The organism is Pseudomonas sp. Seg1, from assembly GCF_018326005.1.
Lineage (GTDB): Bacteria > Pseudomonadota > Gammaproteobacteria > Pseudomonadales > Pseudomonadaceae > Aquipseudomonas.
This window is the reverse complement of sequence record NZ_AP021903.1, coordinates 6,399,082-6,414,314: the sequence shown is the minus strand read 5'-3', so window position 1 is coordinate 6,414,314 and position 15,233 is coordinate 6,399,082. Positions and strand designations below refer to the sequence as shown.

Here is a 15,233-nt window from a genome sequence, read left to right as displayed (position 1 = left end):
CGATATTTCCATGGATTACTGGCGTGTTTGTTCATGCTTGCTCAAATGGGCCATGCCGCTGAGACCGTGATGGTCGGCAATACGACAGGCCAGTCGCGGGTCGCTCAGGGGCCGGCGGACGTTGGCGTCGATATGGGGGCGTGCCGGTTTTCCATGCCGCTCTTGCAAGACCAATGGCTGCAATTCAACGCCCCCGATCTGATATTCATCGCCTCCCAACAACGGCCCGATCCCTCCAGCGCACCGCACTTGTGGCAAGCGCCGACATCCAGCGGTTATGAATGGAATTTTGAAACGTCGGCCAATTGGACTCAGCCATGGTTCGGGATGATGTGTGAAAACCTCGGCAGCTTTTCCTCCCTGACGACGCAGCCGCCAGCGGATGACACGATCGAACTGCAACTGCTGCGCGAGGCCAATGACCGCAAGTGCCCGGCGACCTTGACCGAAAACGGCTGGCGGCCAACAGCGCTGGCGGGTGATCCGCAAACCTATGCGTTTGAGTCACTGGAGGGGGCGAAGTCGTCGGGGTTCATCATCGGCTACCACCCACCGCATCAGCCCCAATTCAGCCGTATCGCCTTCTGCCTGATGCAAGGTGAGCAGGTGCTGATCGGCGCTGCCGAATCAGGCTCGGCCACGCCGTTGTCAATTAACGCCGCAGGCTTCGAACAGATCAAGTCAGCGGTGCGCGGCATTGCCTTCGAATGAACATCCCGACGATACGTCGCACAGATGGAGTTACAGCGTGAAAGGATTTTTGGTTCTACTCGGCAGCTTGCTGCTGGCGGTCTCATCCATGGCTTTCGCCGCCGACCCGGATTTCAAGGATTACACCGTCACCCCGGTCTTCACCGGCACTCACCCTGCGCTGGTGCCGCAGGAAAACAGCAGCCCGGTGATGGATCAGGCACGCGCCCAGGCGCTGAAAGGCAAGGTCAACTTCGCCGGCCATTACATCGTGCACCAGTTTGGTTGTGGCGGCGGTGCCATCTGCGCCGAAGTGCTTGATGCGCGCACCGGAGAAGTCGTCGGCGGGCTGCCGAATGCCTACGACGGCAGCACCTTCGCCATGGCGTACCAACCCGACAGCCGCTTGATCTTCATCACCGGGATTGCCCTCGATGGTGAAGTAGACGCTCAGGGCAATTCGCTGGAGAGCGTTAACCGCGACCGTTACTACGAGTTTGTGAACAACGAGTTTCGATTGCTGACGATGACCGACACGGACTCGCCGCCGTTTGAATAAGGATGATGGGATGAACCGTTTTTTCATTCGGTACGTACTGAGCGTGCTGCTGCTTTTGCCTTTCGCCCTGCCGGCGAGTGCCAGTGAAGGGAGTTGCTACGGCCACCTCACTGAACTGGTCAGGAGCAGCGATTTCCCGTTTCAGTATGTCGGCAAGGACAAGGTCAATCTGCTGATTGATGAGGACGATGGAGAAATGGTGCGCGCCCAATTGTTCTTCGACACCAACGGCACCGGGACCATTGGCTGGGTCAAATACACCCCGGCGACACGCGTGTTGCTCAACACCTCGGCGGAACTGGACGAACCGGTGGCGTTGTCCTTCGACGCCAGGTTCGCCGATGGCTACGCAAAATGCCTGACGGAAAAACAGGCCGGCTAACGGCGACAGGGAATTCTCGATGAATCAGTTTTATCTCGCGGGCAGCCTGGGGTTGCTGCTCTCTGCGCCTGCGTTTGCAGCGCCGGCGGATGCTTACACCCAGCGCGATGTCATGCAGTGCGGCGGGGTTGAAGTGGTGTTGGTGTCGTCCTGCCGATCGGTGACGGTGGATGATGCAGAAACCCACCTCATCCCGGTCTGCTCAGACCAAGCGATCAACATCGGCGGCAAGGTGCTGCGGCGTGATGTCGGCAAGGTTTCGCAACTCACTTCCGACGGTGCGAAAACGAAGATGTTGAGCAACGTGGTGGTGGCGATGGATTGCGTGACGGGCAGCAAGGGCAGCCTTGTTTCAATCGGAGGCTACGGCGGTTGCGGTGCCTGCCCGGAGTGGCACGGTTATTACTCGACAGCCGGGCGACTGGAGCAATACAGCTTCGATAACACCCAGCGCTCGTTTGGCTCGAAGGGGTCATGGGAGGAGCTGATTGAGGCGTATGGGGTTAGCAAAAGACAGCTGCAATCGCCAAGCCCGGCGGTGAAAAGGATTGAATATGGTCAGCCTTAAGTGGGTGTTGCTTGGCAGTCTGTTTGCAACCGCCGCCTGCGCTTTTGCCGAAGACGAAGATCCGCCAATTGTCGGTATCGGCGGGCACACGGTTACGTTTCGAGCGACAAAGTGGACGATGCCCGGCGTTGAGTCGGCGACCGCATGGTTCACCGCCAACGGCAAAACTTTCCCGCTCTTCAGCGCCGACGTTGGCGCGGATGCACACACCGATTGGCTCAGCCCTGACAAGAAAACCTTGTTGCTCGACCCGGTGATGTTCGGCATGTTGTCGCTCGAAAACGGTGAAGAAAAACTGGAGTCGCAACAGCATTGCGATGTGATTTCGATGGAGACCGGCTGCGTGCTGGCTGAGCGTTCTCCTCGTTTTTGTCTCGGCAAATGGGTCGGTAATCAGTGGTTTTCGGAGGATGGCGAAGTCCTCACGCCCACTCTGGAAACGCAGTCCCCCAAGGACTGGTTGAAATATATCTCGACGATCAAAGCTGCACAGTCCCGGGCTGACTCCATCGAAGGCAGCCTGGACTTTTTAAGTCCCGAATCCTACATGGCATGCCATCCCCCGGCGCAAAACGTTCAGGCCTACAACGACCTGGGTTTTTACCTCGCCGAGGGCGGTAAAGATGAACTGGCGCTGAAGTTTTATCGCGGCGTAGAGGCGGTCGGCAAACGCACAGTGTTGATGCTGAACATGGCCGATTCACTGTGGCGACTTGATCGAAAAGACGAAGCGCAGCGCTATTACCGCGAGTACGGCGAAGCGATGGCAGCCGCTGGCAAGACACAAAAAATTCCGCAACGCGTCGTTGAGCGAACTGCACATCAGGGATTGAAAAATTGAACAGGATTATCCGCTTTATTGCGTTACTCCTCGGGATGTTGTGCGCGTCGATTGCATACGCTGAGGGTGAGTGCAAAGTCATCAGCTCTAGCTTGGAGTTTAATCAATGCGTGGCGGTCGAACTCAAGCGAGCCGACGCCAAGCTCAATGCCAGCTACAAAAAACTGATGGCGAGGTTTGAGATTCAGCAAAGACGTGACCCTGAACAGGGCAAGGCTTTCATGGCCATCGCTAGGGAGTCACAGCGTGCGTGGATCAAGTTGCGAGATACCACATGCCCGCTCGAAGCCACGGATATCGACCCTGATACAGCGCTTCACTCCACAATAGTCGATAGCTGCATCACCAGAATGAGCCTGGAACGCACGGCATATCTGGACGGGATCGTGGCAGATGGCTCGGGTGATGTAGTTGATATGAACAAGGTATCGAGATCCGGCGCGAAGCGTTACCAAGACGTAGTGGCACGCTATCTCTATTCGTTCGACAACCCATGCCTGACGGTACAGATTCTCGCGCCTGACGGTGGTTGGCGAGTATTGTCATCTGCGCAGTTCTGCAGTTTTGACGGCAAGTCATTCCAGTCCGGTTACGCCGATGCTGGATTTGAGAAGCCTGTATTTGCAGATGACGGTCTGCACCTGACGTTAAGCACTACGGAGCTTCGCGCGCCCGGTGAGAAGCGTCGTGCCTGTGTGATTCCGATCAAGAACGCGCAAATCAAAGAGCTGAAATGTGGCGCACCTGAATCATCGTGATGCCCCTCGAGCTAGTTATTAAAGACTGATCAATTCGTCGATCAACAAGGAAGTAATGGAAGTGACCAGATTTTCCAGTTGTGTGTGCTTGCTCGCATCGAGCATCGGTCTTACCGCGCAACCGGCAACGGCGGATGACTTGCAAACCATCAAGCAAATGCATCCGCCGGTGGTGGCATCGGTGGGCGAACAGAAGATCACCGTGCTGTTCTTGAAGAACACACTCAAAGGTCAGACGACAGGTGCCTATGTTCCCGGTGGTGAGGTTTTTTTCACGACGATGAGTGCTACGAAGCCAGAGCTCTCGTTTGTGGCGCCGCTGGTGGGTGATGAAGTCGCATCGGTGTTTTTTTTCGAACGCAAATTCCCTGAGCAAGCGGGGAAGTCCCTGTACGTGCTCATGAGGCGAAAAGAGTCAAACGCTGGTTTCGAAGGCTACACCTATTGGACGCTGGAATTGCCACTCATCAAGCAGGGCGAGCAGTTGTCGTTGCGGTTTTTTCGCGGTGATCCACCAGACCCCGAACTGCAGGATTGCCGAGACGGCCGAGACCTTGAAAACGGCGTCGATGTTGTGTGTGCCTACAAGGATGCGGCGAGTATCAAAAAGCGCCTGGCAGACCTCGATGCAAAGATCATTGCTGATTCAAAGCTTCAACAGGACCTGCGCCAGAAGTCGCCCAAAACTAACGGCGACGTGACCAGTGTTGCTTGTCCTTCACCCGAGTTTTCAGCGTTCCTCGCAGCCTTCTCCGAGCGCGCTGACGTGCAAAAAGCTTTCGTCCAGCAACCGCTGAAAATGGTTACGACTGTGGCCGGTGATCCTGAGCCTGAGATGGAAAAGCGCAGCCTCAGCGGTGATGGGCTCAAGTTTCCAATCATCCCGGATCTTGCCAAGCGAGACGCCCAGGGCCTGACATTGACCGTCAAGGAAGAGCAGGGAGATCGCGCCGTCGCCATCCTGCAGAAACCGGATACCGACTATGTATTCGAATATCGGTTTGTCCGTGGACAGTGCTGGCGGTTGGAAGAAGTAATGGATTATTCGCTTTAGATTGGCGGCATGTGCTGGCGGGGCCGCGTTGGCGTTTTCAGAGAATGAGATAAGACGGATTTGTGAAGAGATTATTTTTGATGCTGTTGTTTGTGTTGCCGCTGACGGCCCACAGTGAAGTCACCACCGAAGTTTTTTGTTTTCGTTCGCAGGAAGGCAAAAATATCAATTTTGAATTCAGAACCTATTTCGACTCTGCTGCAAAATGGAGCGGTGCGGGCGTCAAGTACAGCAAGTCGAAGCAGGCTATCGGCCTCGTTCATCGCAATACTGAACAAGAAGAATTGGTATATGGACGTCCGTATCAGTACACGACTACTTGGGTAGAAGTGGTTGATGGTGCGCTGACGGGTGAGTATCAGATGGTCACTCAGGGTGGTCGTGTTGATTCGATGACGTATACGAACTACAAGTCTGAAAAAAAGTATTCGTTCAGGCACGATTTCAATATGGATGCTTCACCTGAGACAGCCTGTCAGTGGTGAGCCTTGGTTCATCAAAAAGGGGACTTAACGTCCCCTTTTTTTCATCCGAAAATCCCGTTACGGCTTGGCCTTCACACTCCGCACTTCAATGTGGTCGAGCATGCCTTCCACCATCAATCGCACCCCGTCCGCCATTCTGCTCAAGGCCAGTGCTACCGAGCGGCGGGAGCCGTGGAGGTCGTCGGCGAGGTCGCAGGCTATGACGCTGATGGACAGCAGGTCTTCGGAGGCGTTGGCCATGAGGGCTTCGGCGTCGGTGCCGGGGGAGAGGCTGAAGAGGCCGCCCTGGCGTTTGGGACGGGGTTCGGCGGCGGGTTTGAAATGGTGGTCGAGGGCGCGTTCGGCGGCTTCGTGGAATTTCTTGGAGTCAGGAGATTCGTAGGGAGAGGTTGAATCAGCGTCGAATGTGTCATCAGTCATGGGTGTAAATCCTGAGCAGTTAATTGATTTTCCCCGAATACGGACTTGCACATCCGGTCGCCGATTTTGCGGCGACACACAAAGCTTATCGATTGCCCACCCATGCGCCTAGTTCATGAACAGCCCGGCTGCTTGCAGGAAATTTCCCATAGGTTTGCGGGGTAGAAGATCAGAAGATCAGAAGATCAGAAGATCAGAAGATCAGAAGATCAGAAGATCAGAAGATCAGAAGATCAGAAGATCGAAGCCTTCGACAGCTCCTACAGAAATGTGTGTAGGCGCGTGTAGGGAAGTGTGACTTGGTAGTCATCGTGCTAGAAAACAGCGGCATCCTCTTCCAACGTTAGCCAATAGTGGCGTTATCGCTTGAAGCCGCTACACTGCCCCGGCCGTTCATTTTCCTTTTGAGGCTGTGCGCATGAAATTTCGTTTTCTTCTGTGGATGCTGGGTCTGCTGATGGGTAAGGCCAGCCGGACAAATCCTGCGTTCCAGCAGCAGTTGGGTGACAAGGAACTGGTGTTCCAGCTACAGACGCTGGATGGGAAAGTGGCGCGGCATTTCCTGGTGAAGAATCAGCGCATCACCAGCAAGTCTGGCGTGGTGGCGGAGCCGGCGTTTGCGATTGCCTTTAAAGATGCCGCTTATGGCTTTGCCACGATGCAGGCGAAGAACAAGCAACTGGCGTTTATGCAGGGGATTCAGGACAAGTCGATCCAGATCAAGGGCAACCCGGCGCTGGTGATGTGGTTTCAGGGGTTGATGAAGTATTTGAAGCCGAGGAAGGCCAAGCCTAAGGCTTGAAGCGACATTTTTTAAAAAGCAGTGAGTAATTGATTCGGCTCGATAAGTCAGTCAATTGGCGCGTAATACCACGAGCACCTGTCAGAAGTGACAGGTGTTTTTGTTTGAATGTTGAGGCTTCATAGGGGCGTCCAGCAGTAAAGGGACTTATCCGGATTGGAGATTTATCAACATGACCGTACAAGCAGGCGAGTTTGATACAACATTCGCCAATGACGGCAAACTCGATTGGGAGTTTCCTGAGTTTGTCAGCATTACTCCGCAAGTTGTTCTTCCTTTGCCTGACGGTCGGCTGCTCGTCGTGGCAAATGAGTCAGGTATGTCCCCTGCCTTCGTAGTCGCAAGGCTTACTGAGAAGGGGCAGCTTGATGTTGGCACCGGGTTTGGCGAAAACCAGCAAGGTTTTGCGCGGATTTCGACAGGGGAAAAACTGCTATTAGGGAGATTGGGCGCAAGCTTGCTGAGTAATGGTGGGATGCTGATTACGGTCGATTACACGTCGCGGCAGCCGAGTTATGAAAGTGGTTTCGTTGCCATCCAGTTGCTGCCGGACGGTCGACTCAATGATGAGTTTGGTGAAGACGGTGTGGTTACGTTCCCGGACGGTTCAATACCCGTAACACTAAGTCGAGCGGCCACGGTTGCACGCGCACGCCAAAATTTATCTCGAAATATTAAGCCTGCTGTTCAGAGCACCGCCAATTCTGGAGCGTCCGGTATCGAGTTGTCAGGCGGCAAAATAGCGCTGGTCTCATTTGGCTTTGATCCTGCTGCGCAGCAAACCAAAGGCTTGGTCATGCGACTCAATCCTGATGGTACTTTTGACGACACCTTCAACAAAATCGGTTCGGCCAATGTTGAATTGGCTGAGTTGGGTCCGGCAGGAAATAATGCTGCCCGTGGAGTGGCTGTTCAACCAGACGGTAGCTTGGTGGTGTATGGCGACTTTCATGATGAAGGCACCTTCGGTACGTATGCCGTGCGCTTCACAAAGGATGGAATGCGGGACGATAAGTTCAGGACAACCATTATGTCCTCTGATCGGCTGCCGATTTTCAACGATATGGCCGTGAGGAAAAAGGACGGAATCATTGCTCTGATAGGAGGCCAGCGCGGTGACGGCTTCATGAGTGGTGAAGGCGTGATTGTCGTACTCAGTGCGGATGGGTCACCTCACCCTATGTTCAACAATGGCCAACCGTTATGTACCAAAGTCGTGCCTGAGACTGGCCAAAATTGGTCGAGCTGCGCCTTTGGCGAGGTGGATGAAAGCAAGTTGATTGTCGCCGGCACCAGTGGTGGGGTGTTTGCTACTGATGAGACGCACGCCGTCTGTGCACGTTATCGCCTTACCGGCGAGCTCGATTCGACGTTCAACGGCAGTGGGTGGGTATCTTTTGATCAGGAGGAGAAACTGGAAATTAGTTTAGATCTGCACGTCACCGCGCAAAATAAAATCGTCATCTGCGGTGAGTATTGGAAAGACCGGTTGAGTTTTGCTACAAGCGGATGGATAGCACGCTTCATTGCCTGATCAATAAACAACGCTCTGATGGCCCGCTCTCACGAATAAAAATGATCTCGTGAGAGCGGGTTGTTTATGCCTGGCTGAACTGCGAAGCCAGTTCGCGCAGCAGGACTTCGGCTTCGAGGACTTTGCTGACAACGTCGTTGGCCTTCTCGCGGGTCAGACCCACACGCTCCAGCAGGGCGTCGGGGATGTCTTCATCCGGGCCGGAACCGATGCCACGGCTGCGCAGCAGGCGCACGGCCAGACACACGAGGTTCGGATACTCGGCGTAGGCGCCGTCGTAGCTTGGGTCGTGCTGGAAGCGCAGGGCGGTGGCCAGTTCGTCCGGCATGTCCCAGTAGCGCATCAGCCACGAGCCGATCTGTTCGCGGCTGATACCGAGCAGGTGTTGCTCGATGTAGCTGTGGCACAGGTGCGGGTTGACCTCCAGGTGGCGGCAGATCAGCGAGAAGTGTGGCGGAAAGACGTGGGCCAGCAGCAGGTAACCGAAGTTGTGCAGCAGACCGGCGAGGTAGGTCAGGCCGGCCTCCGGACGCTGGGCGCGTGGCATGGCGCGGGTCAGGCCTTCGATGACGGCGGCGGTGTAGATCGACTGCTGCCAGTACGGCGTGGTGTGTTGCGGGTGGTCTTTGGGCAGGCTCAGGGTCTTGCCGAGGGCCAGGCCCAGCGCCAGGTTGATCACCAGATCGAAGCCGAGTACGCGAACGATCGCGTCTTCCACCGAACGAATCTTGCCCGGCGAGGCGTAGTACGGCGACGCCGCCCAGCTCACCACTTGCGCGGCCAGCGCCGGGTCGGTTTCGACCACGCCGGTGATGTCGTCGATGGTGGCGTTGGGGTCGACGCGCAACTTGATGATTTTCTGCGCGGTTTCGGCCAGTGGCGGAATCTCGATGGTCGCTTCCAGACGCTGTTGGATACGCCGCGCGGTGAACGCTTGCACGGCCTGGGTGATTTCCTCGCGGTCATCGTCCGGGCGGTCGAGGTTGGGGCGGATGCTGCTCAGGGCTTCGCCGAAGTTGGCGGCGCTGGCCTTGGTCAGCATGGTCTTGAAGTCTTCGCTGGCGATTTCCAGCAGCAGGCCCGGCTCGCCGGAGTTGATCAGCAACTTCGGTTCGCGCAGCAGGCTTTCTTCATAGAGGCACGGCGAACTGGTCAGCGCCGGCAGGCCCGGCAGCAGGCTCAGGCTGTGTTTGCCGAGCATCTTTTCCAGGCGCTCGGTCGAGACGGCGGTCAGGCGACGGCCCGTCAGTTCAGCGAGGCGATTGAGATCCAGCAACTGGCTCTGTGGAAACAGCACCATCAGGGCGCCAACGGCGTCGTCCAGCAACACGGCTTGCACTTTGCGCGAGGCATTGAGGCCGTGGTGCTCGAGCACTTCTTCGTAGGCAACGCCCAGCTTGTTGAGCAGCAGCCGAATGACAGACGGAGCGTGCGGAGATTCGGGGGCGAGAGCAGCTTCGGTCATGGTCTGTATCCGTTTTTGAAACAATGGCAGGAGTATAACCAGCTCTGTCGGAAGGATCTTTCAGAAACTGCGACGGTGCTCACACTTGGCCGTATTGCTGCCCGTGGCGCAGCCAACGGTCGAGCAATGGGCTGACGTGGGTCGGCCAGCGTTCCAGCAAGGCCTGCGCAGCATCGCGCACGGCGGGCAGCAGGTCGGCGTCGCGCATCAGGTCGGCGACCTTGAATTGCAGCAGGCCGGTCTGGCGGGTGCCGAGCATTTCGCCGGGGCCGCGCAGTTCGAGGTCTTTTTCGGCGATGACGAAACCGTCGTTGGTCTCGCGCATGATGCCCAGACGCTGACGACCGATCTGCGACAGCGGCGGATGGTAGAGCAGCACGCAATGGCTGACCGCGCTGCCCCGGCCAACGCGGCCGCGCAATTGGTGCAACTGCGCGAGGCCAAGGCGTTCAGGGTTTTCGATGATCATCAGGCTGGCGTTGGGCACATCGACGCCGACTTCGATCACCGTGGTGGCGACCAGCAGTTGCAGGTTGCCGGCCTTGAATTCGGCCATCACCGCAGCTTTCTCGGCGGGCTTCATGCGCCCGTGAATCAACCCGACTTTCAACTCGCCGAGGGCGAGGGTGAGGTCTTCAAACGTGGTTTCGGCAGCCTGACAGGTCAGCTCTTCCGACTCTTCGATCAGCGTGCACACCCAATAGGCCTGACGGCCCTCGGCGCAGGCACTGCGCACGCGTTCGATGACTTCGACGCGGCGGGTGTCGGTGACCAGCACAGTGTTGACCGGGGTTCGACCGGGCGGCAGTTCATCGAGGATCGAAGTGTCGAGGTCGGCGTAGGCGCTCATCGCCAGCGTGCGTGGAATCGGCGTGGCGGTCATGATCAGTTGATGCGGGCACATGCGCCCGCCGACACCTTTCTGCCGCAGCGCCAGGCGTTGCTGGACGCCGAAGCGGTGTTGTTCGTCGATGATCACCAGTGCGAGATTTTTGAACTGTACTTCGTCCTGGAACAGCGCGTGAGTGCCGACCACCATCGGCGTGCCGCTGGCGATCTGCTCCAGCGCGGCGACGCGGTTCTTGCCCTTGAGCTTGCCGGCCAGCCACGCGACATCTATGCCCAGCGGTTCGAGCCAGCGCTTGAAGGTGATGAAGTGTTGTTCGGCGAGAATCTCGGTCGGTGCCATCAGCGCGACTTGATAGCCGGCCTCCAGCGCTTGCAGCGCGGCGAGGGCGGCGACCACGGTTTTGCCCGCGCCAACGTCGCCCTGAATCAGCCGCAGCATCGGTTCGTGCTGACTGAGGTCGTAGGCGATTTCGTTGCCGACACGCTGTTGCGCACCGGTCGGATTGAAGCCGAGGTTGGCCAGATATTTCGGTGGCAGCTTTTTCGCTTTCGGCATGGCCGGCGCGCGCAGTGAACGCATGCTCTCGCGCAGGCGCTGCTGCGACAGTTGGTGGGTCAGCAGCTCTTCGAAGGCGAGGCGATGTTGCGCCCAGTGATGACCGAGGGCGAGTTCGTCGACATCGGCATCGGCGGGCGGGTTGTGCAGGTAGCGGATCGCATCGGCCAGCGGCGCCAGTTGATAGTCGCGGGCCAGTTCGGTCGGCAACCAGTCGGGCAGGGTGTCAGGCTTGAGCAACGTCAGCGTTTGCATGCACAGCTGGCGCAGACGCGCCTGTGTCAGGCCTTCGGTGAGCGGGTAAACCGGGGTCAGGGTTTCATCCACCGGCGGCGGTTCGTCGCCAGTGATGGCGCGATATTCCGGGTGGTAGATTTCCAGTCCTGACGCGCCGGGACGGGCTTCGCCGTAGCAGCGAATCCGCGTGCCGCGCTTGAGGCCTTCTTTTTGCGCGTTGCTGAAGTGGTAGAAGCGCAGGCTGAGGCCGCCGGTGCCATCCTGCAAACGCACGACGAGGCTGCGGCGGCGGCCCATGACCACGTCGGCGCCGCTGACGGTGCCTTCGACCACGGCGTCCTGCCCTGGCCGCAATGCGCCGATCGGCACCACGCGGGTGCGATCCTGATAGCGCAGCGGCAGGTGGAACAGCACGTCCTGGAGATTCTCCAGGCCGACCTTGGCCAATTTCTCGGCCATGGCTTCGCCGACACCCTTGAGTGCCGTCACCGACACTTGCGACAACTCAGTCATGACGCTTGCTTAACCGGCCGTAACCGGTGCCGCTGGCTTGGCCACCGAGCACAGGCGAACGGAATCGGCGAGGATCTCGATGGCTTTCGGCCGCGGGAAGCTCGCGCGCCAGGCGATGGCCACGGTGCGGAACGGCACCGGCGGCGACAGCGGCCGCACTTCAATCACGCCCGGGGCGTAGTGATGGCTGTCCACCGCCGACAACGGCAGGATCGAGATGCCCAGGCCGGAAGCGACCATGTGCCGAATGGTTTCCAGCGAGCTGGATTCGACCGTGGTGTGTTTGGCGCCGTCGTTGCCCTTGGTCAGGGTCGGGCAGGCTTCCAGCACTTGATCGCGGAAACAGTGGCCTTCGCCGAGCAGCAGCAGACTCTTGTCGTTGAGCAGGCCGGCGTCGATGGTTTCTTTTTGCGTCCACGGGTGCTGGGCCGGCATCAGGACGTAGAACGGTTCGTCGTAGAGCGGCAGGGTCAGCACGTCGGCTTCGTTGAACGGCAGCGCGATGATGATCGCGTCGAGCTCGCCGTTGCGCAGTTTGTCGCGCAGCACGTGGGTGAAGTTTTCTTCGATGTACAACGGCATCTGCGGGGCGACCCGGTGCAGTTGCGGAATCAGGTGCGGGAACAGGTATGGGCCGACGGTGTAGATGGCGCCGACTTTCAGCGGGGCGGTCAACTGGTTCTTGCCGGCCTGGGCCAGTTCACGAATGCCTTGGGCCTGCTCCAGCACTTTCTGCGCCTGGGCAACAATGCCTTCGCCGACCGGGGTCAGGCGCACGGCGCTTTTGCTGCGCTCGAAGATCAGCACACCGAGTTCGTCTTCAAGCTTTTTCACGCCCACGGAGAGGGTCGGTTGGCTGACGTGGCACTTCTCGGCCGCGTGACCGAAGTGCTGCTCTTGGGCGAGGGTAACGATGTAGCGCAATTCTGTGAGAGTCATAGCAAGCGTCCATGAAGATGCGGGCCAAGCATACCGGCTGCAATCGATAGACGCACGTTATCAGACTGAGGGAGGCGTGCGACACCGGGCAATGTGTGATTGCCGCGGGCAGATAAGCAAAAGGCACCTTTCGGTGCCTTTTTGATTTGGTTCTCTGGGTTTGCAGAGAGTCCTGTGGGAGCTGGCTTGCCAGCGATTGCAGTGTGTCAGCCAAGGATTTATCAACTGATCCACCGCTATCGCTGGCAAGCCAGCTCCCACAGGTATTGCAGTGTTGCTTAGCGGCGGCGTTCGAGGGAATAAACAAACGGCGCAACAATTTCGATCGAGCCATTGTTCAGCATGTCGGCCGGTGGCTTGGGCAGCGGTTGTGCGCGGCGGATCATTTCCAGGGTGGCCCGGTCCAGATCGGCGTTGCCGGAGCGGCCCACCAGTTCGAACGACAACACATTACCTTCGGCATCGACCACAAAACGCAGACGGTTCAAGCCTTCCTTACCCCGTGCCTGAGCGCTGGCCGGGTACTTTTTGTACTTGGCCAGATGCGCGAGCAGGGTGCCTTGCCAACTGGCCTTGGCGGCCATTTGTGCAGGCGACGGGCCTGGTGCAGGCTGGGCGGATTTCTCCGTCGGTGCCTGAGTCGGTTGCGTGTCGGCCGGTTTTTCCTCGGAAGGTTTTTCTTTCGGCGGATCGGGGAGCTTCTTCTCGACCGGCTTCGGCGGTTTAGGCTTTGGCTTCGGTTTAGGCTTCTGCACCGCGATTTCGGCTTTTGGCGCTTCGGCCAGTTTCGGAATCGGCAACTCTTCGACCGGAGCCGGTGGCTGCGGCGGTGTGACGACTTTCGGCGGTGCAGGCGGTGGCGGGGCCGGAACCGGGGCCAGCTCGACCATCATTGCCTGCGGCGGCAATTCGATGGGCGGGCGGGCGGTCCAGTTCAGCGCCAGCGCGATGGCCAGCGCATGAACGCCCAGCACCACGGCCAGGCTACCGCTGTAACGCGTCAGCTTATGGCGCGTCGTGATCATTTCTTGACCGCGCTCTCGAGTCCGACCAGACCAACCTTCAGGTAACCGGCGGAGCGCAGGTTATCCATCACGCTCATCAGATCGCCGTAATCCACGCCTTTGTCGGCCTGGAAGAAGATCGTCGTGTCTTTCTTGCCTTTGGTACGGGCGTCGAGGGTGGCGCCCAGTGTTTCGGGCTTCACTTCGTCTTCACCGAGGAACAGGCGCTGGTCAGCCTTGACGCTGAGGAATACCGGTTTCTCTGGCCGCGGCGCCGGTTTGGCGGTCGAGGCAGGCAGGTCGACTTTGATATCGACGGTGGCCAATGGAGCGGCCACCATGAAGATGATCAACAACACCAGCATCACGTCGATGAACGGCGTGACGTTGATTTCGTGGTTCTCGGCCAGATCGTCGTCTGCGCCTTCTTTCAAATGCAGGCCCATGGCCGATTACCCCACTTTGACCATGTGCGGCTGCGAGCTGCGCTCAGGCTGGTGGTCGAGGTCGCGGCTGACCAGCAGCAGAACTTCTGCCGAGGCATCGGACACCTGCGCCTTGTAACCGGCGATGGAGCGGGCGAAGACGTTGTAGATCACCACCGCAGGAATGGCCGCAACCAGACCCAATGCAGTAGCCAACAGCGCTTCAGCGATACCGGGCGCTACGACGGCGAGGTTGGTGGTCTGGGTTTTGGCGATGCCGATGAAGGAATTCATGATGCCCCACACGGTACCGAACAGACCCACGAACGGTGCGGTGGAACCGATGGTGGCGAGAACGCCAGTGCCGCTGCTCATGTTGCGACCGCAGGCTGCAACCAGACGCTCAAGACGGAAGCTGACGCGTTCCTTGATGCCTTCTTTCTCGCGGCTGTTGACCGACAGGCGCATTTCTTCGAGCGCGTCGTGCACCAGCAGGTTGGCGAGGGTGCCTTCCTTGCCCGCCGTGGCGCTGGCTTCTTTAAGGGTGGTGGCTTTCTTCAGAGCGGCGATTTCACTACGCAGACGACGCTTGGCGCCCATCAGCTCGAAGCCTTTGGCGATCCAGATGGTCCAGGTGATGATCGACGCGATGGCCAGACCGATCATCACGATTTTCACGATGATGTCGGCGTTCTGGTACATGCCCCATGGCGACAGGTCGTGGGCCATGCCCAGCGTGTTGTCGGCTTCGAGCACTTCAGGAACGTCGGCAGCGTCTACTGCTTGCATCGGATCGGTGGCGGTCGGAGCAGCGGCTGGCGCGTCAGTAGCAGGTGCATGCTGTTCGGTCGCGGCCGGGGCGGCTGGTGCCTGGGCGTCGGCGAAAGCAGCGGTTGGTGCCAGCATCAGGCTGAGCAGCAAAGCCGCCATTGCGCTCCAGGCGCGAGGTCGATTGGTTGGCGAAGCGGGAATTTGATTGCGTGTCATGCTGGCCGGACCTGAGATAGAAAAACGTTGATGCTCTTCCAGGCCTCGTAAGGCCGAGAACAAAAGTGGCGTGCATTATTGCAAGTAATTCTTGTTAACAAAAGTAATAGAGTATCTTTTTTTCCTTCATTGCTAGCCGCCCGTCCTTTGCCAGCGCTAGTCTGT

17 protein-coding genes are annotated in these 15,233 nt (G+C 58.2%); 10 read left to right on the top strand and 7 right to left on the bottom strand.

Annotation, left to right across the window (positions count from 1 at the left end):
- Nucleotides 1–33: 33 nt before the first annotated feature.
- The 8 genes from KI231_RS28975 (at nt 34) to KI231_RS28940 (ending at nt 5,337) form a co-directional block, all read left to right on the top strand.
- Nucleotides 34–711, top strand: coding sequence for a hypothetical protein (locus KI231_RS28975; protein ID WP_249412081.1), 678 nt, complete (start codon nt 34–36; stop codon nt 709–711).
- An 88-nt stretch (nt 712–799) separates the two neighbouring features.
- On the top strand, nt 800–1,249 hold the full coding sequence (locus KI231_RS28970; RefSeq protein ID WP_213028853.1) for a hypothetical protein: 450 nt from the start codon (nt 800–802) through the stop codon (nt 1,247–1,249).
- Between the two features lie 10 nt (nt 1,250–1,259).
- The gene (locus tag KI231_RS28965; RefSeq protein WP_213026977.1) at nt 1,260–1,631 is read left to right on the top strand and encodes a hypothetical protein; all 372 of its coding nucleotides are present in this window, start codon (nt 1,260–1,262) and stop codon (nt 1,629–1,631) included.
- Nucleotides 1,632–1,650: 19 nt separating this feature from the next.
- Complete coding sequence (locus KI231_RS28960; protein ID WP_213026976.1) at nt 1,651–2,199, top strand: hypothetical protein; 549 nt, start codon at nt 1,651–1,653, stop codon at nt 2,197–2,199.
- The gene (locus tag KI231_RS28955; protein WP_213028852.1) at nt 2,186–3,040 is read left to right on the top strand and encodes a tetratricopeptide repeat protein; all 855 of its coding nucleotides are present in this window, start codon (nt 2,186–2,188) and stop codon (nt 3,038–3,040) included. The genes KI231_RS28960 and KI231_RS28955 overlap by 14 nt, the downstream gene beginning before the upstream one ends.
- Nucleotides 3,037–3,798: a lysozyme inhibitor LprI family protein gene (locus KI231_RS28950; RefSeq protein WP_249412080.1), complete on the top strand. Its 762-nt coding sequence runs from the start codon at nt 3,037–3,039 to the stop codon at nt 3,796–3,798. Before KI231_RS28955 ends, KI231_RS28950 begins: the two co-directional genes overlap by 4 nt.
- Nucleotides 3,799–3,853: 55 nt before the next feature.
- Nucleotides 3,854–4,852, top strand: coding sequence for a hypothetical protein (locus KI231_RS28945; RefSeq protein WP_213026975.1), 999 nt, complete (start codon nt 3,854–3,856; stop codon nt 4,850–4,852).
- An 80-nt stretch (nt 4,853–4,932) separates the two neighbouring features.
- On the top strand, nt 4,933–5,337 hold the full coding sequence (locus KI231_RS28940) for a hypothetical protein (protein WP_213028850.1): 405 nt from the start codon (nt 4,933–4,935) through the stop codon (nt 5,335–5,337).
- Nucleotides 5,338–5,394: 57 nt separating this feature from the next.
- On the opposite strand, the gene KI231_RS28935 is transcribed toward KI231_RS28940, so the two are convergent.
- On the bottom strand, nt 5,395–5,757 hold the full coding sequence (locus tag KI231_RS28935; protein ID WP_213026974.1) for a DUF6124 family protein: 363 nt from the start codon (nt 5,755–5,757) through the stop codon (nt 5,395–5,397).
- Between the two features lie 418 nt (nt 5,758–6,175).
- On the opposite strand from KI231_RS28935, the gene KI231_RS28930 reads away from it, so the two are divergent.
- Nucleotides 6,176–6,559, top strand: coding sequence for an SCP2 sterol-binding domain-containing protein (locus KI231_RS28930; protein WP_213026973.1), 384 nt, complete (start codon nt 6,176–6,178; stop codon nt 6,557–6,559).
- Between the two features lie 172 nt (nt 6,560–6,731).
- Nucleotides 6,732–8,093, top strand: coding sequence for a hypothetical protein (locus tag KI231_RS28925; protein ID WP_213026972.1), 1,362 nt, complete (start codon nt 6,732–6,734; stop codon nt 8,091–8,093).
- Nucleotides 8,094–8,157: 64 nt separating this feature from the next.
- Here KI231_RS28925 and KI231_RS28920 read toward each other — a convergent pair whose 3' ends face one another.
- The 6 genes from KI231_RS28920 to exbB form a co-directional block, all read right to left on the bottom strand.
- The gene (locus KI231_RS28920; RefSeq protein ID WP_213026971.1) at nt 8,158–9,558 is read right to left on the bottom strand and encodes an aminoacyl-tRNA deacylase and HDOD domain-containing protein; all 1,401 of its coding nucleotides are present in this window, start codon (nt 9,556–9,558) and stop codon (nt 8,158–8,160) included.
- Between the two features lie 79 nt (nt 9,559–9,637).
- Nucleotides 9,638–11,713 carry an ATP-dependent DNA helicase RecG gene (gene recG, locus KI231_RS28915; protein ID WP_213026970.1) on the bottom strand — a complete coding sequence of 692 codons (2,076 nt, stop codon included), beginning with the start codon at nt 11,711–11,713 and terminating at the stop codon, nt 9,638–9,640.
- A 9-nt stretch (nt 11,714–11,722) separates the two neighbouring features.
- Nucleotides 11,723–12,652: a hydrogen peroxide-inducible genes activator gene (locus KI231_RS28910; RefSeq protein WP_103302608.1), complete on the bottom strand. Its 930-nt coding sequence runs from the start codon at nt 12,650–12,652 to the stop codon at nt 11,723–11,725.
- A gap of 278 nt (nt 12,653–12,930) precedes the next feature.
- Nucleotides 12,931–13,677 (bottom strand): TonB family protein, encoded by a 747-nt coding sequence (locus KI231_RS28905; protein ID WP_038359287.1) that lies wholly within the window; start codon nt 13,675–13,677, stop codon nt 12,931–12,933.
- Complete coding sequence (gene exbD, locus KI231_RS28900) at nt 13,674–14,102, bottom strand: TonB system transport protein ExbD (protein ID WP_103302606.1); 429 nt, start codon at nt 14,100–14,102, stop codon at nt 13,674–13,676. Before exbD ends, KI231_RS28905 begins: the two co-directional genes overlap by 4 nt.
- 6 nt (nt 14,103–14,108) lie before the next feature.
- Entirely contained in the window at nt 14,109–15,068 is a 960-nt protein-coding gene (exbB, locus tag KI231_RS28895; protein WP_213026969.1) for a tonB-system energizer ExbB, read from the bottom strand.
- Nucleotides 15,069–15,233: the final 165 nt, after the last annotated feature.